The sequence below is a fragment of the Gemmatimonadaceae bacterium genome, from assembly GCA_020852815.1.
In the GTDB taxonomy this organism is placed as follows: Bacteria; Gemmatimonadota; Gemmatimonadetes; order Gemmatimonadales; family Gemmatimonadaceae; genus SCN-70-22.
In genome coordinates this window covers 45607-61863 of sequence record JADZAN010000032.1, presented here as the reverse complement: position 1 = coordinate 61863, position 16257 = coordinate 45607, and the positions used below count along the sequence as shown (strand labels likewise).

Sequence of the window (16257 nt, the reverse complement as noted above, 5' to 3'; positions counted from 1 at the left end):
AGGAGCACGAGCGAACATGGCCGAGATGACCAACAACGGGCAGCAGGCATCGCCGCGGAACGCGCGCAAGGTGCGCGTGGGCGTGGTGGTGAGCGACAAGATGCAGAAGACCGTGGTCGTGAAGATCGACCGCCGGGTCCCGCATCCGACGTACGGCAAGATGGTGACGCGCACGAAGAAGGTGAAAGCTCACGACGAGGAGAACTCGGCGAAGACGGGCGACACCGTGCGCATCATGGAGACGCGCCCCCTGTCGAAGGACAAGCGGTGGCGCGTGGTGGAGATCGTCGAGCGGGCGCGCTAGGAGAACTGGGCAATGATCCAACAGGAATCGGTGGTCAAGGTCGCGGACAACTCGGGCGCGAAGAAGGCGCTCGTGATCCGCGTGCTCGGTGGGACCAAGCGACGGTATGCCGGACTTGGCGACAAGGTGATCGTGGCGGTGAAGGACGCCCTTCCCAATGGGACGGTGAAGAAGTCCGACGTCGCGAAGGCGGTCGTGGTGCGGACCGTGAAGGAGACGCGCCGGAAGGATGGGAGCTACATCCGCTTCGACGAGAATGCGGTCGTGATCATTGACGACAAGGGCGAGCCCCGCGGGACGCGCATCTTCGGCCCCGTGGCGCGCGAGCTGCGCGAGAAGCGGTACATGAAGATCGTCTCGCTCGCGCCGGAGGTCTTGTAACATGCGCGTGCTCAAGTATCGCAAGAACGAGGGGAAGCGCCTGGGGGCGGTGCGCCACCAGCGCAAGGCGGAGCGGGTGTCGATGCCCATCACCAAGGGCGACACCGTGCGCGTCATGCGCGGCGAGGACAAGGGGAAGGAGGGGAAGGTCCTCCGTGTCTTCACCAAGACCGGGCGCGTGACCGTGGAAGGGATCAACATCGTGAAGCGGCATCGGAAGGCGCGTCGCGCGGAGGAGCAGAGCGCGATCATCGAGATGCCGGCCCCGATTCATCATTCGAACGTGATGCTGCTCGATCCGAAGAGCGGGACGCCGACGCGCACCCGCCGTCAGATCGATGCGGATGGCACGAAGGAACGCATCAGCGCCAAGAGCGGGGATGCCATCCCGCGCAACCGCTGAGCCGCTGAGGCGAGGACGATAGACTATGGCGACGAAGGAAAAGAAGGGGAGCGCGCCGGCCGGCAAGGCGTCGGGCGGCGGCAAGGGCGGCGATCGCAAGTCGATGCTGCCGAAGGGGCCGCACCTCGGGGCCAAGCTCCCGGTGCCGGCACCGCGCCTGCACGGGTATTACCGGAGCACGGTGGCGCCGAAGCTGATGCAGCAATTCGGGCTGACCAACGTGCACCAGATCCCCGCACTCGCGAAGATCGTGATCAACGTGGGGCTGGGCGAGGCGATCAAGCAGCCCAAGCTGCTCGACTCGGTGGTCGAGGAGCTGGCGCTGATCACCGGGCAGCGCCCGGTGCGGAAGAAGGCGAAGAAGTCCATCGCCAACTTCGGGTTGCGTGAGGGGCAGGAGATCGGGGCGGCGGTGACATTGCGCGGCTCGCGCATGTGGGAGTTCCTGGACCGCTTCATCAACAGCGCGTTGCCGCGCGTCCGCGACTTCCGCGGGCTGGGCACGCGCTCGTTCGACGGGCGCGGGAACTACTCGGTGGGGATCAAGGAGCAGATGATCTTCCCGGAGATCAACTACGACATGGTCGAGCAGATCCACGGGATGGATATCACGTTCGTGACGACCACGGACAAGGACGACCAGTCCTTCGCGCTGCTGCGCGAGCTGGGGATGCCGTTCCGCGGCGACGAGAAGCCGGTCGTCGTCGCGTTCACCAACTGATTCGTTAGGCAGCCATGGCCAAGACGTCCAAGATCGTCAAGAACGAGGAGCGCAAGGTGCTGGTGGCGCGTCACGCGGAGAAGCGTCGCGCGCTGCTGGCGGTGATCAAGAACCCGAAGACGGGGGACGCGGAGCGCGAGGCGGCGTACAGCAAGCTGCGCAAGCTGCCGCGCAACTCGTCGGCGGTGCGGATCCGCAACCGGTGCTCGATGACCGGGCGCGCGCGCGGCTACGAGGGGTTTTTCGGGCTGTCGCGCCTGGCGCTGCGCGAGATGGCGCTGAACGGGCTCATTCCCGGCGTCCGCAAGGCGTCGTGGTAAGCCGATAGACGGGAGACGGGGGACGGGAGTTCGGCGGCGCAGGGCGCCGGGACTCGTTGCCACCCCTTCCTGGCTCTCATTCCTTCATTCCTAAACGTCCCGAGCGGGATACGATAGGAGAGCGAAACACCCATGAGCATGACTGACCCGATCGCCGATATGCTCACGCGGATCCGCAATGCGTGCGGATCGAAGCACCGTCGCGTGGACATGCCGGCATCGCGCGTGAAGACCGAGATCGCGCGGATCCTCAAGGAGAACAACTTCATCACCGACTACCGTCACGTGGAGAACGAGCAGGGGCACAAGCTGCTCCGCATCATCCTCCGGTATGCGGGCGGGCAGCCGGTGATTCGCCAGTTGCAGCGGGTGTCGTCGCCCGGGCTGCGGACGTACGTGGCCGTTGGCGAGATCCCGCGGGTGCGCAACGGCCTGGGGATGGCGATCCTGAGCACGTCGCGTGGCGTGATGTCGGACGCCGATGCGCGCAAGGCGCACACCGGCGGCGAGCTGCTCGCCCTGGTCTGGTAAGGAGAGCCGACGATGTCACGAATTGGCAAGCATCCCGTCCCCGTCCCTGGCGGCGTGACGGTTGACCTGAAGGGCTCGGTGCTGACGGTGAAGGGGCCGAAGGGGGAACTCTCCCGGACGTTCCATCCCGACATGCTCCTGGCCTTCGAGAACGGGCAGATCACGGTGAACCGACCGTCGGACGAGACGCGCCACAAGGCGCTGCACGGGCTGACGCGCACGCTGGTGGCCAACATGGTCGAGGGCGTGACGAAGGGGTTCACGCGGCAGCTGGAGATCACGGGCGTCGGGTACAAGGCCGAGGTGAAGCCGTACGGCCTCCTGATGTCGTTAGGCTATTCGCACACGATCGAAGTGAAGGCCCCGGCGGGCGTGAAGCTCTCGGCGCCCCAGCCGACGCAGGTGTTGGTCGAGGGGGCGGACAAGGAAGTCGTCGGGCGTATCGCATCGGAAATCCGCAAGCTGCGCAAGCCGGAGCCGTACAAGGGCAAGGGCGTGCGTTATGCGGGCGAGATCATTCGCCGGAAGGCCGGTAAGGCGGGAGGCAAGTAATGCGCAGCATGGGTATCCCGAAGACGCGCCAGGAACTCCGCTATCGCCGGCACCTGCGCATTCGCAAGCGGGTGACGGGGACGCTCGAACGGCCGCGTCTCGTCATCTTCCGTTCGCTCAAGCACATCTACGCCCAGTTGGTCGACGACGTCGCGCAGAAGACGTTGCTGACGGTTGGCGATGGCGAGCTGACGGGGAAGAAGGGCGAAAAGGCGGCCGGTGTCGGCAAGGCGCTGGCGGCGGCGGCGAAGGAGCAGGGGATTTCGAAGGTGGTGTTCGATCGCGCGGGTTATCGTTATCACGGCCGCGTGAAGGCGCTGGCCGATGGCGCCCGCGAGGGCGGTCTGGAGTTCTGACATGGCTGAGAACGAGACAACTGGTTCGGCGACCGGCGGGTCGCGCCCGGCAGGTGGCGGTGGCCGTGGTGGCCGCGGCGGTCCTGGCGGTGGTCGTGGGCGGGGCGGCCCCGGTGGCGGTCGCGGCGGCCCGGGCGGCGGCCGTGGCGGGCGTGACGGTGGTCCCGGCGGCGGCGGTCGCGATGGCGGGCGTGGCCCGCGTGGCGGCGGCGAGCAGCAGTCCCGCGGCGAAGGGGCGTCGGACCTCGTGGAGAACGTGGTGGCGATCAACCGCGTCGCGAAGGTCGTGAAGGGTGGTCGTCGCTTCTCCTTCAACGCCCTCGTCGCGGTTGGCGACGGGCAGGGGAAGGTTGGCTACGCCACGGGGAAGGCGAACGAAGTGTCCGAGGCCGTCCGCAAGGCGGTCGAGGGGGCGCGTCGTCGCATGGTGTCCATCCCGCTGACGGGGTCGACGATCCCGCACGAGGTGGTGGGGGAGCACGGAGCCGGTCGCGTGGTGATGAAGCCCGCGGCGCCGGGCGCCGGCGTGATTGCCGGTGGTGCGGTGCGCGCCGTGATGGAGTGCGCCGGGATCACCGACATCCTCACCAAGTCGTTAGGCTCGACGAACCCGCACAACATGGTGCGGGCGGCGTTCGACGGCCTCAAGCAGCTGACGACGGTCGAGCAGATCGCGCGCGAGCGTGGCGTGGAGCCGTCGGCCATCGGCTATCGTTCGCGCCACAAGGGGAAGGAGGTCGCCAATGCCTAGGACATTCGTGTGGCACGCCACGCGTGGCCCCAAGGTCACGCCGAAGGACGAGGCCCCGACCGGTGGCAAGGTGAAGATCACGCAGGTGAAGAGCGGCATCGGGCACAGCGAGACGATGCGCCTGACGCTGCGCGCGCTTGGGCTCCGGAAGCACCAGAGCTCGGTCATTCAACAGGACACGCCCGCGCTTCGCGGCGCGATCAAGAAGGTGCGGCACCTGGTCAAGGTGACGCCTGTCAAGGAGTGAGACTGTGGCGACCCAGGAAAAGATCGGGCTGCATAACCTCTCGCCGGCTCCGGGCTCGCACCGGAATCGCAAGCGCCTTGGGCGCGGCCCTGGCTCCGGCCAGGGAAAGACGGCCGGCAAGGGGCACAAGGGGAGCATGGCCCGCGCGGGGCACGGTGGACCGGGCGGCGGAAAGCCCGGCTTCGAGGGCGGCCAGATGCCGCTCACGCGCCGGATCCCGAAGCGCGGCTTCAACAATGAGCGCTTCCGCGTGGAGAACCAGGTCGTGCGCCTGGGCGACCTGTCCAAGGTCGAGGGGAGCGAGGTTACGCGCGAGTCGCTGGCCAAGGCTGGGCTGATCAAGCTCACCAAGGGACCGGCGAAGCTCCTGGCGTCCGGCGAGGTGTCGGCCGCCTACACCGTGCGCGGCATCAAGGTCTCGGGGAGCGCGCGCGAGAAGATCGCCGCGGCCGGCGGCCGCATCGAGGAGTAAATGGCGCAGCCAAATCCGGCCCAGGCGTTGGCGAACATCCGCAACACGCCCGAGCTCTGGGAGAAGATCGTCTTCACGTTCCTCTGCCTGACGCTCTATCGGGTTGGGGCGCACGTCACGGTCCCCGGTGTGGACGTCATCGCCCTCACCGACTTCTTCTCCAACCAGCAGGGCGGCGGTGGCTTGCTCGGCTTGTACGACCTGTTCGTCGGGGGCGGACTGTCGCGTGCGACGGTCTTCGCCCTCGGCATCATGCCGTACATCTCCTCGAGCATCTTCGTGCAGATCGCGGGTGCGGTCATCCCGACGATCGACAAGATGCAGAAGGATGAAGAAGGGCGGAAAAAGCTGACGCAGTGGACGCGCTACGGCACCGTCGTCCTGGCCATCGTGCAGGCGTGGGGCTTTGCGCTGTTCACCGAGTCGTTGTCGCAGGCCGTGGCCAACCCCGGCTTCGGTTTCCGGGTGCAGACCGCGCTCTTCCTCACTACGGGCGCCGTGTTCGTGATGTGGCTGGGCGAGCAGATCACGGAGCGCGGGCTCGGCAACGGTGCGTCGCTGTTGATCTTCTTCTCGATCGTCGAGCGTTTCTGGCCCGGGATCGTGCAGACGTTCAAGTTCGTCGGCACGGGAGCGGTAGGTCCGTTCTCGCTGGCCATCCTCGCGGTGGTCATGGGTGGAGTCGTGGCCGGCGTCGTGGCCATCACGCTGGCGGCGCGTCGCGTCCTCATCCAGATCCCGCAGCGCACCATGGCTCGCGGGCGCATGCGTGAGGCGGCGCGGAACTTCATCCCGCTGCGCATCAACTCGTCGGGCGTCATGCCCATCGTGTTCGCGCAGTCGGTGATCGTGGTGCCGGGCGCCATCGCGCAGTTCTCGGGGAATCCGGCCGCGCAGCGCATCGCCGACCTCTTTGTCCCGGGGACGTGGCTCTACCTCGTCACGTCGGCGCTCCTCATCCTCTTCTTCACGTACTTCTACACGTCGATCATCTTCAACCCGATCGACCTGGCGGAGAATCTCAAGAAGCAGGGCGGCTTCATTCCCGGGGTAAAGCCCGGGGCCAAGACGGCGGAGTACATCGACGGCGTCGTTTCCCGCATCACGCTCCCCGGGGCGATCTTCCTGACGGTGATCGCGCTCCTTCCGGTGATCATCGCGAAGTGGATCAACGTACCGTTCCAGTTCGGCGGGACGTCGCTCCTCATCGTGGTGGGCGTGGCGCTCGACACGATGTCGCAGATGCAGCAGCACCTCCTGCTGCGGAAGTACGACGGCTTCATGAAGAAGGGGCGCGTGCGCTTCCGTGGTCGCCAGGCGACTGGCGGATTCTGATGTCCGTGCTGAGCGCGCCCTCGGGCGTGCTCGCGCAAACGGCGTGACATGATCTTGCGATCCCATGACCCGGCGGTGCTTCAGTGCATTGGCCGGGTCGTTATGTCTTCTCCCCGTGGGTTGCGTGACCGGCGCCTCGCGGCACTGCCGGTCGCGACCGCGACTTACCTCCCAGCTGCAAGTGTCCGATGATCATCGTCCTGTTGGGACCCCCTGGCGCCGGAAAGGGCACGCAGGGTGAACGCCTCGCCGAGCAGCTCGGCGTCCCCAAGATTGCCACCGGCGACGTGTTGCGCGCTGCGGTGCGCGAGGGGACGCCGCTCGGGCTTGCCGCGAAGGCGGCGATGGACCGCGGCGACCTCGTCCCCGATGAGGTGATCCTCGGGATCATGAAGGAGGCGCTCACGTCGCCGTCGGCGGCGAAGGGGGCGATCCTCGATGGAGTCGTGCGCACGACGCCGCAGGCCGAGGGGCTTGCCCGCGCACTCGCCGAGATCGGGCGTCGGCTCGATGCGGTGCTGGTGGTGGAGGTGCCTGACGAGGCGATCGTCACGCGCCTGAGCGGCCGCACGGTGTGCGACACCTGCCAGCGACCGTACACCGGGCGCCAGCCTGGCGAGGCGTGCGACGAAGGGCACTCGCCGCCGGGGCGTCTCATCCGTCGCAAGGACGACGAGCCCGACGCGATTCGCAACCGGCTGGCGGTGTACCAGCGCCAGACGGCGCCGGTGATCGAGTGGTACCGGGCGCACAACGCGCCGATCAAGTTTGTCGATGGGCTGGGGACGCTGGACGAGGTCCTGGCCCGCATCCGATCCTCGTTAGGGTTGTAGGGCGTGCTGCACCTCAAGTCATCGCGCGAAATCGAGATCATGGCCCGTGGCGGGCAGCTCCTGGCACGTACGCTGGAGCTGCTCAAGTCGCACGTGCGCCCGGGAATCAGCACCAAGGAGCTGGATGCCATCGCCGAGGGGTTCATTCGCAGCCAGCCCGGGGCGAGCGCGGCGTTCAAGGGGTTGTACGGCTTTCCCGGCTCGGTGTGCATCTCCATCAACGAGGAGATCGTGCACGGGATTCCCTCGGCCAAGCGGATCCTGAAGGACGGTGACATCGTATCGCTCGACTTCGGGGTCAAGCTCGAGGGATACTTCACCGACGCGGCGATCACCGTCCCGGTGGGGGAGATCAGCGCACAGGACCAGCAGCTCCTCGCGGTGACGCAGGAGGCGCTGGCGGCCGGCGTTGCAGCTGCGCGCGTCGGGAACCACATCGGCGACATCGGCTTCGCGATCTCCAGCGTGGTGAAGCCGGCGGGGTTCACCACGGCCGACGACCTGGTGGGCCACTATGTGGGGACCAAGCCGCACGGCGACCCGCAGGTCCCAAACGTGGGAAAGCCGAAGCGCGGCGCGCGGCTCCTGGCGGGGTTGACGATCGCGATCGAGCCAATGGTGAACGTGGGGGCGTCGCCGATCCGCACGTTGTCGGACCGCTGGACCGTGGTCACCGCTGACGGTTCGCGCTCGGCGCACTTCGAGCACACCGTGGTGGTCCTCGACGAGGGGCCGCGCATCCTCACGGCGCTGGAGGGGTAGCGGCGCGCGCGTCATTGCGTGCCGGGCCAGTCGTCAGATGCAATACGGGCCGGACCCCTTGGGGCCCGGCCCGTGGTGCATTGGGTGGTTCAACCGATGGCCGCGCGGGGCGTTGCCGCGCGGCGAACTACCCGATTGCGCGCTCGACGACGGCGGTGGCGGCATCGGCGCTGGTGCGTGCGGCCAGGAGGAGCTGTTGGGCTTCCTCGAGGAGTGCGGCGCCGCGCGCCTTGTCGCTGAGCGAGGCGACGTTGATGCGCACGTTGTACACGGCGCCGCGGCACGCCGCCTCGGCGAGGAGCGCGGCCACGCCGGCATCGGAGGCGCAGTTGGTGTTGCCGCGCTCGGCGGCGCGCTGGGCGAGAGAGGCGACCTCGGCGCATGCGCGCGCCGTCTCGAGCGGGACGGCGCCGGCGCCGAGGAGTGCGTCGTCGATGGCGCGCGTACGGGCCGCCAGCTGCTCCTCCGTTTCCTTGGGGAGGGTGTAGGCCTGCATCACCGCCCCGTAGGCCTCCGCGTCGCGCACCACGAGCGCGCCCAGCGTGGAGCCGAGTGCGGCGGCGTCGAGGGCGAGCTGCTTCATTTCCGCCTCGACGGCGACGTACTTCTTGCGGCCCACGGTGAGGCCGGCGACCATCTGGGCGAGTGCCGCGCCTAACGCACCCACGTGCGCGGCGACCGACCCGCCGCCCGGGGCGGGGGTGGCGGCGGCGACGCTGGCGGTGAAGCCGCTCACCGTTTCCCCGCCCGAGAGGGCTGCGCGGACCTTGCGCTCGAGGACGAGCTCGGGCGAGAAGCCGCGCAGTTGCAGGTGGCGGGCGGCGGTGTCGAACAGCGCCTTCTCGGGGACGAGGCCTACGACCTCGGACCAGGTGGGGGAGACGCCGTGCGCCTGCGCCTCCAGCTTGACCATGTCGAAGGCGCGGAAGAGCGGCGTCTTCTCGATGTCGACGAGGTTCATCGACACCTGCGCCTGGCCATCGACTTCGAGCCCGAGCCCCTTCACGTAGCGCAACCCGCCTGACGAGTGGCGCAGCGCCTTGGCGACGTCCTTGGCGACGGGGAGGTTTTCCTTGCCGCCCAGGTAGACGTTGTACGCGACGAGGAAGGGGCGCGCGCCGACGGCGGTGGCGCCGGCGGTGGGGTGGAGCCGTGGCTCGCCGAAGTCGGGGTGGCGCACGGGGTTGGTGACGACTTCGTCGCGCAGCCCCTCGAACTCGCCGCGGCGAACGTCGGCGAGGTTCTCGCGCGCGGGGGTGGTGGCGGCGCGCTCGTACAGGTAGACGGGGATGCCGAGCTCGGAGGCGGCGCGCGCGCCTAACGAGCGGGCGAGCGCGATGCAGTCGTCCATGGTGGCCCCTTCGAGCGGAATGAAGGGGACGACGTCGGTGGCGCCAATGCGGGGATGCTCGCCCTGGTGCTGCGTGAGGTCGATATGCTGGGCGGCGGTTCGCATGCCGGCGAATGCGGCGTCGACCGCGCGCTCCGCCGGGGCGACGAAGGTGATGACGGTTCGGTTGTGCGACGTGTCGCTGGACACGTCGAGGACGACGATGCCGTCGGTGGCGGCGATGGCATCACGGATGGCGGCGACGATTTCGGGGCGGCGTCCTTCGGAGAAGTTGGGGACGCACTCGACGAGCTTCATGGGAGAGGACGAGAGGACGAGAAGACGAGAGGCCTGCCCCAGCGAAAGCTGGGGACGAGAGGCGTGCCCCGGCGAAGGCTGGGGGCGGGGGGCGTGTTCATCCGGGGGGGGTGGGTGGGTGAGGGTGTGGGGGGCCCCCCCCGAAACAGAATCTGTGCGCGCGCACGGCCGAATGCATCATCATTCCATTGCGCTCGTCATCCTTCCGTTGCGCGCGTGCGGAGCGCGTGGGCTGAACGCCGCGCTCTCGACGCCCGCGCCCCCCGCTCCGCGCCCCCCGCTCCGCGCCCCCCGCTCCGCGCCCGCCGCCCCCCCGGCCTACCGCAACTCCCCCAGCAACCACTCGTGCATCACCCCGTTCGACGCCACCACCGACGTGTGCGCGGGCTGGATCTCGGCGCCGGTGACGTCGCTCACGCGACCGCCTGCCTCACGCACCAGGAGGATCCCCGCGGCTATGTCCCACGGCGCCAGCGACAGCTCCCAGAAAGCGTCGAAGCGCCCCGCCGCCACGTTCGCGAGATCGAGCGACGCGCTCCCGGCGCGTCGTACCCCGGACACCTGGGTCATCACGCGGCGTAGCTGCCGCAGGTAGGGCTCCACCTCGTCGGCCCGCTTGAACGGGAAGCCGGTCGCCAACAGGGCGCGCAGCGGCTGGGTCGTGGCCGACACCGAGATGCGCTCACCATCGCAATACGCCCCCCCGCCGGCCAGCGCGCTGTACAGCGTCCCCTGCGGAATCTGCAGGACGACACCCACCGACAGCTCCCCACCCACCATCGCCCCGATCGACACTGCGTACTCCGGATAGCCGTGCAGGAAGTTGGTCGTGCCGTCGAGCGGGTCCACGACAAAGACGATCCCATCGGCCGAAGCGGCCCCCGGTGTCAGCTCCTCCCCCAGCACGAGCGCCTCGGGGACGCGCTGGCCGAGGTACTCGGCAATGCGGGTCTCCGCGCCCAGGTCGACCTCGCTGACGAAGTCGGCCCGCGATTTCACCTGCCAGTCGAGCGTGGCGAGATCGCCGGTGCGTGAGCGCACGAATTCGGCGCCAAGACGTGCCGCGTGCACCGCGGCATCGAGCAGCAGCTGCTGCAGCACGGGTTCGCGCGCGGGCGTTGGTGGAGTGGTGGACACGGCGGTGAGGGTGGGAATGGAGCGCGATTGGAGCGCGAATGGAGCTCAAATGGAACGCCATTCTATCGCGAATGACGCGCGAATGGAGCGTGACGGGAATGCCAAGGGAGCGCGCGGAACTGCGCGGGCCGCTCGCGGCAATCGCGTTGCGACGGGAAAGTGAGCCCCCTTAGTTTGCCCGCATGCCAAGAATCTTTAGCGGAATCCAGCCCTCCGGGGAACTGCATATCGGGAATTACCTCGGGGCCGTGAAGAACTGGGTCACGCTCCAGCGCGAGTTCGAGTCCTTCATCTGCGTCGTCAACTACCATGCGATCACGCAGCCGTTCGTCCCGGACGAGCTGCGCACGCGCACGCACGAGATGGCCACGTCGCTGCTCGCGGCGGGGATCGACCCGTCGACCACGACGCTCTTTGTGCAGTCCGACGTGCCGGAGCACACGGAGCTGGCGTGGGCGTTCAACGCGATCACGCCGCTGGGCGAGCTCGAGCGGCAGACACAGTTCAAGGACAAGGCGGCGCGCCAGGAAAGTGTGGTGGCGGGGATCCTGAATTACCCCGTCCTGCAAGCGGCCGACATCCTCCTCTATCACGCCGACATCGTCCCCGTCGGCGAGGACCAGGTCCAGCACCTGGAGCTGTCGCGCGAGATTGCCCGGCGCTGGAACGCCCGCTTCGGGGAGGGCTACTTTCCCGAGCCGCAGGCCCGCCTCACGCCGACGCGACGCATCCTCGGCCTCGACGGGCAGGCCAAGATGTCGAAGTCGCTGGGGAACACGATCGCGCTGCTCGAGGACCCGAAGTCGATCTGGGAGAAGCTGCGCCCGGCGATGACCGACCCGGCGCGCGTCAAGCGCACCGACCCCGGCAACCCCGACGTCTGCAACATCTTCCAACTGCACAAGGCGTTTAGCCCTGAGTCGACGCAGGCGCACGTGGCGGCGATGTGCCGCAGCGCGGGCTGGGGGTGCATCGACTGCAAGAAGGTGCTGGCCGAGTCGATGGAAGTCGAGCTCGTCCCCATCCGGAGCCGGGCCGCGGAGCTGGCCGCGCGCCCGTCGCTGGTGACCGACGCGTTAGGCGACGGCGCGCAGCGCGCGCGCGCGGTGGCGCGGACGACGATGGCCGAGGTGCGGGAGCGCATGGGGTTGGCATGATCGCCCCCCGCCGCCTGGTCGTGGAAGTCAGCGCCCAGGCGCGCAACTGGTCGCTCCCCGCACAGGGGCTGGAGCGCATCGCCGCGGCAGCCCCTCCCGGCTGGTCGGTGGAAATCCTCGACGACGCCACTCCCTTCCACACCGACGCCGGGCACGTGGTCACGGCTGGGGCGCTGCGCGAGGCCCCGGAGATGGAGGTGTACTTCGGCTGGGGAATCGCCGAGGCGCTCTTTGCCGCGGCGCCGAGGCTACGTTGGGTGCATTCGGCGGCGGCTGGCGTCGGGAAGTCGCTCTTCCCGGCGCTGGTGGCGAGCGACGTGGTGTTCACCAACTCGGCGGGGACGATGGGGGAGAGTATCGCCGAGCACGTGGTCGGCGGCGTCCTGCACTTCCTGCGCGGCTTCGACTACGCGGTAGAGCTGCGCCAGGGGCGGCGATGGGACAAGACGCCGTTCACCGACGAGCGGGTGGCGATGCGCGAGCTGTGCGAGTGCCGCGTCCTCATCATTGGCGCCGGGGGGCTCGGCACGGCGATCGGGCGTCGGTTCCGTGCGCTTGGGGCCGCCCGGGTGACGGGGGTCCGGCGCCGCTTGCACCTGGCGCCGCCGCCGGCGTTCGACGCGATGATTGCCCTCGACGCGCTGGACGGCGCCCTGGCGGAGTCTGACGTGGTGGTGCTCGCCGCGCCGCTGACGCCCGAGACGCGCGGGGTGCTGGGCGCCGAGCGGCTGGCGGCCCTCCCGCGCGGCGCGATCGTGGTGAACGTGGCGCGCGGCGCGCTGCTGGACGAAGTGGCGCTCGCGCGAGGGCTCGCCGATGGGCAGATTCGTGGGGCGGTGCTGGACGTGTTTCAGGAGGAACCGTTGCCGGCGACCAGTTCGCTGTGGTCGCTCCCGAATGCCCTCGTGACACCGCACGTGGCGTATGTGTCGCCCCGGCTGTTCTGGCGGCGTGCGCTCGACCTCTTCCTGGACAACTGGTGGGCCTACGCGCGAGGCGAACCGCTTCGCAACGTGGTCGACAAGGACGCGGGATACTGATTCGTGGAGAAGATCATCAAGGCGGCCGTCGATCGCGGTGCTTCGGACCTGCACATCAAGGCCGGGGACGTCTTTCGCGCGCGCATCGACGGGAAGCTGGTGGCGATGACCAAGCAGGCGCTGACGCCCGAGCAGACGCGGGCGATCGCGATGCGCCTCATCGCCAATGAGAAGGTGAAGGAGCGGATCGACTCGCTGCTCGACTACGACTGCTCGTGGGGGGCGCCGGGAATCGGGCGCTTCCGCGTGAACATCCTGCGGCAGCGCTCGAGCTTCATGATCGTGATGCGCGTGATCCCATTCAAGGTGCCGAGCATCAGCGAGCTGGCGCTGCCGCCGGTGCTGGAGAGCATCGCGCTCGCCGAGCGCGGGATGGTGCTGGTGACGGGGGTGACGGGTTCGGGGAAGTCGTCGACGCTGGCGGGGATGATCTCGCACATCAACACCAACGTCGAGAAGCACATCGTCACGCTGGAGGAGCCGATCGAGTTCCTGCATCGAGACGTGCGCAGCTCGATCACGCAGCGCGAGATCGGGGTCGACACCGAGAATTTCCGGCAGGGGCTCAAGGCAGCACTGCGGCAGGACCCGGACGTGATCGTCCTGGGCGAGTTGCGTGACCCGGAGACGATCGACACGGCGATGAAGGCGGCCGAGACGGGGCACTTGCTGCTGGCGACGGTGCACACGCCCGACGCGCAGACGACGATCATGCGCATCGTGTCGATGTTCCCGCCGGAGGAGCAGGAGGTGGTGCGCTTGCGCCTGGCGGAGTCGCTGCATGCGGTGATCTCGCAGCGGCTGCTGCCGCGCGCCGACGGGCATGGGCGCGCCGTGGCCTGCGAGATCATGATCAACACCCCCACCATCCGCGACCTCATCCTGCAGCAGAACGTTGGGGAGATCCGCGACTACATGGCCGAGGGGCGGGTGCAGTACGGCATGCAGACGTTCGACCAGCACCTGGCGGAGATGGTGACCACCGGGCTGGTGTCGTTCGACGTGGCGCTGGCGGCCTCCACGCGCCCGGCGGACTTCCAGCTGCAAATGTCGGACTTCAAGAAGGGGAGCAACGACCTCAGCGTCCCCGCCGACGGCTTCGGCGGGGACCTCAACCTCAGCGCAAACGGAGGGATGTGGCAGTGATCCCGTCGATCAAGGGCATCTTTGGGCCGGTCATCACGACCTTCGACCGTCGCGGCGAACTCGACCTCGACGCCTTCGGCACCAACCTCAAGGCGCACATCGCGGGCGGGCTGGACGGCGTGGTCGTGGCCGGCTCGACGGGCGAGGCCGCGCTGCTCGAGGAAGGAGAGCGCCAGCGACTCGTGGAAATGGCACGCTCGGTCATCCCGTCCGACAAGCAGCTCATCGTCGGCACCGGGGCCGAGTCGACCAAGGCCTGCGTCCGGCGCTGCAAGGAGGCGGCGGAACGCGGCGCCAACGCCTGCCTCGTCGTGGCACCGCACTACTACAGCAACGCCATGTCCAGCACCGCGCTGCATGCGCACTACACGCGCGTTGCCGACGAGTCGCCGGTCCCGGTGCTGCTGTACAACATCCCCAAGTACATGCACTTCCGGCTCGAGCCGGAACTCGTGTTGCGGCTGGCGGAGCATGACAACATCGTCGGGATGAAGGACTCGTCAGGCGACCTGGACACGCTGGCGAAGTACCTGCTGGTGCAGGGGCCCACCTTCGGCGTCATTACCGGGCATGGCGGGACGTGGCGCAAGGCGCTGGAAATGGGCGTGGTGGGAGGGATCCTCGCCGTGGCCCTCTTCGCGACCGAACTCACGCTCGAGGTCGCGCGCCATGCCGCCGTCAAGCTCGAGCCCGAAGCGTCGGAGGCGCAGCGCCGTCTCACCCCGCTGGCGCTCGAAGTCGTCGGCCGCATGGGGATCCCGGGGGTGAAGGTGGCAATGGAGAAGGTCGGGCTGCGCGGCGGCCCGGTGCGCCTCCCGTTGCTCGACTCATCGCCTACCGATGTCGCGCTGGTCTCCGAACTGCTCAAGGAAGCGAGCGTCGCCTCCGTGGCCTGAGCGGGGACTCGGCGGGCGCCGGCCGCCGCTCGCGGCGAGCGGCGAATCCGTTGCGCATGCATTGCCGTAGGGATTCGGCGCGGAGTTGTGGTGTCAGTCGACGCCACACCCGCGCCGTTCTTCTTTCCTTTAGGCCATGTCGCTCATCATCCTTGCCGCTGTCTTCGTCGTGTCGATCTTCCTGGTCGCGCTCGGCCTTCCGGGGCTCTGGCTGATGCTCGGCGCGGCGCTGCTGTACGACTGGCTCGTCCCGGCGGCGCAGATCGGTGCGGTGGCGCTGGGCGTGGCGGCGGCGTTGGCGCTGGTGGCCGAAGTCCTCGAGTTCACCCTCGCCGCGCGCTACACGAAGCGTTACGGCGGATCGCCGCGCGCGGGGTGGGGGGCGATTGCCGGCGGCTTGGTGGGGGCGGTGGTGGGAATTCCGATCCCGGTGATCGGGAGCGTGATCGGCGCGTTCATTGGGGCGTTCGCGGGGGCGCTGTTGCTCGAACTCACCCGCGCCGAGTCGACGCGCGGGAGCGCCACGCGCGTGGCATGGGGGGCGCTGTTGGGGCGCATCGCGGCCGCCGCGGCCAAGACCGGGCTGGGGTGCGCGATGGCGGTGGTCCTGCTCTTCGCGGCGGCGCGCAGTTAGGCTACTGGCGCGCAGTCAGGCCACCGGCGCGCGGTCAGGCTACCGGCGCGCCGTTAGGCGGCGGCGTGCGGTCAGGCAGCGGCGCCGGGCGCGCGTATCACGGCTTGCACAGGTGCTGCAATGCGACGTCGGCAAAGTTGCCTGCAATGGCAGGTCCAAAGCCCGGCTGCTTGTTGACCGTGCGCTGGAAGACGGTGTTGCTCTTCTCGTCGATGTATGTGGCGTTCTCCTTCGTGGCGAAGGTCATCTTCGCGCAGTCGAACATGGCCACGGCGCGCGAGGCGGTCAGTTCGCCCTTGGGTGACTTGACCGGCGTGGTGTACACGACGCGGATGGTTGCGTTGACGATTCCATCCTTTCCCTTCTTCACCGTGCGCGCGTCGACATAGACGGGGTTCCCGGTGCGCGTCTTTCCGATCTCCTGCCACCGTGGCTGCACGGTGGCGTGCGCGCTTGGGGCGGCGAGGAGCATGGCGAGGGCGAGGTGCGATCGGTGCATGATCGACGTGGTGAGGGTGGCCAGGCGAGGTCAACGCATGTGGCGCCGGCAGGTTCGAACGTTATCGCGGCTCCATTCCGCTCGCCATGCGCGACGACACCGACGGTTGCACGGATGGCGCGCAGGTGCGAT

The 16257-nt window shown here is 68.5% G+C and carries 22 protein-coding genes; 19 read left to right on the top strand and 3 right to left on the bottom strand.

The window, feature by feature from the left end:
* Positions 1-25: 25 nt before the first annotated feature.
* The 14 genes from rpsQ to map all read left to right on the top strand — a co-directional run bounded on the left by rpsQ (position 26) and on the right by map (position 7968).
* Positions 26-304, top strand: coding sequence for a 30S ribosomal protein S17 (gene rpsQ / locus IT359_16835; protein MCC6930657.1), 279 nt, complete (start codon positions 26-28; stop codon positions 302-304).
* A 12-nt stretch (positions 305-316) separates the two neighbouring features.
* Entirely contained in the window at positions 317-685 is a 369-nt protein-coding gene (gene rplN / locus IT359_16830) for a 50S ribosomal protein L14 (GenBank protein ID MCC6930656.1), read from the top strand.
* 82 nt (positions 686-767) lie between these two features.
* Positions 768-1088 (top strand): 50S ribosomal protein L24, encoded by a 321-nt coding sequence (gene rplX, locus IT359_16825; GenBank protein ID MCC6930655.1) that lies wholly within the window; start codon positions 768-770, stop codon positions 1086-1088.
* Between the two features lie 103 nt (positions 1089-1191).
* Complete coding sequence (rplE, locus tag IT359_16820; GenBank protein MCC6930654.1) at positions 1192-1809, top strand: 50S ribosomal protein L5; 618 nt, start codon at positions 1192-1194, stop codon at positions 1807-1809.
* Positions 1810-1823: 14 nt separating this feature from the next.
* Positions 1824-2129, top strand: coding sequence for a 30S ribosomal protein S14 (rpsN, locus tag IT359_16815; GenBank protein MCC6930653.1), 306 nt, complete (start codon positions 1824-1826; stop codon positions 2127-2129).
* 132 nt (positions 2130-2261) lie between these two features.
* Complete coding sequence (gene rpsH / locus IT359_16810; protein ID MCC6930652.1) at positions 2262-2660, top strand: 30S ribosomal protein S8; 399 nt, start codon at positions 2262-2264, stop codon at positions 2658-2660.
* Between the two features lie 12 nt (positions 2661-2672).
* Positions 2673-3212 (top strand): 50S ribosomal protein L6, encoded by a 540-nt coding sequence (rplF, locus tag IT359_16805; protein MCC6930651.1) that lies wholly within the window; start codon positions 2673-2675, stop codon positions 3210-3212.
* The gene (locus tag IT359_16800; protein MCC6930650.1) at positions 3212-3568 is read left to right on the top strand and encodes a 50S ribosomal protein L18; all 357 of its coding nucleotides are present in this window, start codon (positions 3212-3214) and stop codon (positions 3566-3568) included. The genes rplF and IT359_16800 overlap by 1 nt, the downstream gene beginning before the upstream one ends.
* Before the next feature lies 1 nt (position 3569).
* A complete protein-coding gene (gene rpsE, locus IT359_16795; protein ID MCC6930649.1) occupies positions 3570-4319 on the top strand; it encodes a 30S ribosomal protein S5 in 750 nt (249 codons plus the stop codon).
* Positions 4312-4566, top strand: coding sequence for a 50S ribosomal protein L30 (gene rpmD / locus IT359_16790; GenBank protein MCC6930648.1), 255 nt, complete (start codon positions 4312-4314; stop codon positions 4564-4566). The genes rpsE and rpmD overlap by 8 nt, the downstream gene beginning before the upstream one ends.
* A gap of 22 nt (positions 4567-4588) precedes the next feature.
* Positions 4589-5038 carry a 50S ribosomal protein L15 gene (gene rplO / locus IT359_16785; GenBank protein MCC6930647.1) on the top strand — a complete coding sequence of 150 codons (450 nt, stop codon included), beginning with the start codon at positions 4589-4591 and terminating at the stop codon, positions 5036-5038.
* Positions 5039-6373: a preprotein translocase subunit SecY gene (gene secY, locus IT359_16780; GenBank protein ID MCC6930646.1), complete on the top strand. Its 1335-nt coding sequence runs from the start codon at positions 5039-5041 to the stop codon at positions 6371-6373.
* A gap of 188 nt (positions 6374-6561) precedes the next feature.
* Positions 6562-7206: an adenylate kinase gene (locus IT359_16775; GenBank protein ID MCC6930645.1), complete on the top strand. Its 645-nt coding sequence runs from the start codon at positions 6562-6564 to the stop codon at positions 7204-7206.
* A gap of 39 nt (positions 7207-7245) precedes the next feature.
* Positions 7246-7968, top strand: coding sequence for a type I methionyl aminopeptidase (gene map / locus IT359_16770; protein MCC6930644.1), 723 nt, complete (start codon positions 7246-7248; stop codon positions 7966-7968).
* 127 nt (positions 7969-8095) lie between these two features.
* On the opposite strand, the gene ftcD is transcribed toward map, so the two are convergent.
* On the bottom strand, positions 8096-9616 hold the full coding sequence (ftcD, locus tag IT359_16765; protein MCC6930643.1) for a glutamate formimidoyltransferase: 1521 nt from the start codon (positions 9614-9616) through the stop codon (positions 8096-8098).
* A gap of 318 nt (positions 9617-9934) precedes the next feature.
* Positions 9935-10753 carry an inositol monophosphatase gene (locus IT359_16760; GenBank protein ID MCC6930642.1) on the bottom strand — a complete coding sequence of 273 codons (819 nt, stop codon included), beginning with the start codon at positions 10751-10753 and terminating at the stop codon, positions 9935-9937.
* A 182-nt stretch (positions 10754-10935) separates the two neighbouring features.
* On the opposite strand from IT359_16760, the gene trpS reads away from it, so the two are divergent.
* The 5 genes from trpS to IT359_16735 all read left to right on the top strand — a co-directional run bounded on the left by trpS (position 10936) and on the right by IT359_16735 (position 15626).
* A complete protein-coding gene (gene trpS, locus IT359_16755; GenBank protein ID MCC6930641.1) occupies positions 10936-11910 on the top strand; it encodes a tryptophan--tRNA ligase in 975 nt (324 codons plus the stop codon).
* Complete coding sequence (locus IT359_16750; protein ID MCC6930640.1) at positions 11907-12950, top strand: D-2-hydroxyacid dehydrogenase; 1044 nt, start codon at positions 11907-11909, stop codon at positions 12948-12950. Before trpS ends, IT359_16750 begins: the two co-directional genes overlap by 4 nt.
* A 3-nt stretch (positions 12951-12953) precedes the next feature.
* Positions 12954-14096, top strand: coding sequence for a PilT/PilU family type 4a pilus ATPase (locus tag IT359_16745; GenBank protein ID MCC6930639.1), 1143 nt, complete (start codon positions 12954-12956; stop codon positions 14094-14096).
* Positions 14093-14992 (top strand): dihydrodipicolinate synthase family protein, encoded by a 900-nt coding sequence (locus tag IT359_16740; protein ID MCC6930638.1) that lies wholly within the window; start codon positions 14093-14095, stop codon positions 14990-14992. The genes IT359_16745 and IT359_16740 overlap by 4 nt, the downstream gene beginning before the upstream one ends.
* 136 nt (positions 14993-15128) lie before the next feature.
* On the top strand, positions 15129-15626 hold the full coding sequence (locus IT359_16735) for a DUF456 domain-containing protein (protein MCC6930637.1): 498 nt from the start codon (positions 15129-15131) through the stop codon (positions 15624-15626).
* 97 nt (positions 15627-15723) lie between these two features.
* Here the strand turns inward: IT359_16735 and IT359_16730 are convergent, their stop codons facing one another.
* Positions 15724-16125, bottom strand: coding sequence for a hypothetical protein (locus tag IT359_16730; GenBank protein ID MCC6930636.1), 402 nt, complete (start codon positions 16123-16125; stop codon positions 15724-15726).
* Positions 16126-16257 lie beyond the last annotated feature (132 nt).

Excerpts from the sequence above, each read along its gene's own strand:
- rpsQ (MCC6930657.1), top strand. The coding sequence starts at position 26 with ATGACCAACAACGGGCAGCAGGCATCGCCGCGGAACGCGCGCAAGGTG.
- rplN (MCC6930656.1), top strand. The coding sequence starts at position 317 with ATGATCCAACAGGAATCGGTGGTCAAGGTCGCGGACAACTCGGGCGCG.
- rplX (MCC6930655.1), top strand. The coding sequence starts at position 768 with ATGCCCATCACCAAGGGCGACACCGTGCGCGTCATGCGCGGCGAGGAC.
- rplE (MCC6930654.1), top strand. The coding sequence starts at position 1,192 with ATGCTGCCGAAGGGGCCGCACCTCGGGGCCAAGCTCCCGGTGCCGGCA.
- rpsN (MCC6930653.1), top strand. The coding sequence starts at position 1,824 with ATGGCCAAGACGTCCAAGATCGTCAAGAACGAGGAGCGCAAGGTGCTG.
- rpsH (MCC6930652.1), top strand. The coding sequence starts at position 2,262 with ATGAGCATGACTGACCCGATCGCCGATATGCTCACGCGGATCCGCAAT.
- rplF (MCC6930651.1), top strand. The coding sequence starts at position 2,673 with ATGTCACGAATTGGCAAGCATCCCGTCCCCGTCCCTGGCGGCGTGACG.
- IT359_16800 (MCC6930650.1), top strand. The coding sequence starts at position 3,212 with ATGCGCAGCATGGGTATCCCGAAGACGCGCCAGGAACTCCGCTATCGC.
- rpsE (MCC6930649.1), top strand. The coding sequence starts at position 3,570 with ATGGCTGAGAACGAGACAACTGGTTCGGCGACCGGCGGGTCGCGCCCG.
- rpmD (MCC6930648.1), top strand. The coding sequence starts at position 4,312 with ATGCCTAGGACATTCGTGTGGCACGCCACGCGTGGCCCCAAGGTCACG.
- secY (MCC6930646.1), top strand. The coding sequence starts at position 5,039 with ATGGCGCAGCCAAATCCGGCCCAGGCGTTGGCGAACATCCGCAACACG.
- IT359_16775 (MCC6930645.1), top strand. The coding sequence starts at position 6,562 with ATGATCATCGTCCTGTTGGGACCCCCTGGCGCCGGAAAGGGCACGCAG.
- map (MCC6930644.1), top strand. The coding sequence starts at position 7,246 with ATGGCCCGTGGCGGGCAGCTCCTGGCACGTACGCTGGAGCTGCTCAAG.
- ftcD (MCC6930643.1), bottom strand. The coding sequence starts at position 9,616 with ATGAAGCTCGTCGAGTGCGTCCCCAACTTCTCCGAAGGACGCCGCCCC.
- trpS (MCC6930641.1), top strand. The coding sequence starts at position 10,936 with ATGCCAAGAATCTTTAGCGGAATCCAGCCCTCCGGGGAACTGCATATC.
- IT359_16750 (MCC6930640.1), top strand. The coding sequence starts at position 11,907 with ATGATCGCCCCCCGCCGCCTGGTCGTGGAAGTCAGCGCCCAGGCGCGC.
- IT359_16735 (MCC6930637.1), top strand. The coding sequence starts at position 15,129 with ATGTCGCTCATCATCCTTGCCGCTGTCTTCGTCGTGTCGATCTTCCTG.
- IT359_16730 (MCC6930636.1), bottom strand. The coding sequence starts at position 16,125 with ATGCACCGATCGCACCTCGCCCTCGCCATGCTCCTCGCCGCCCCAAGC.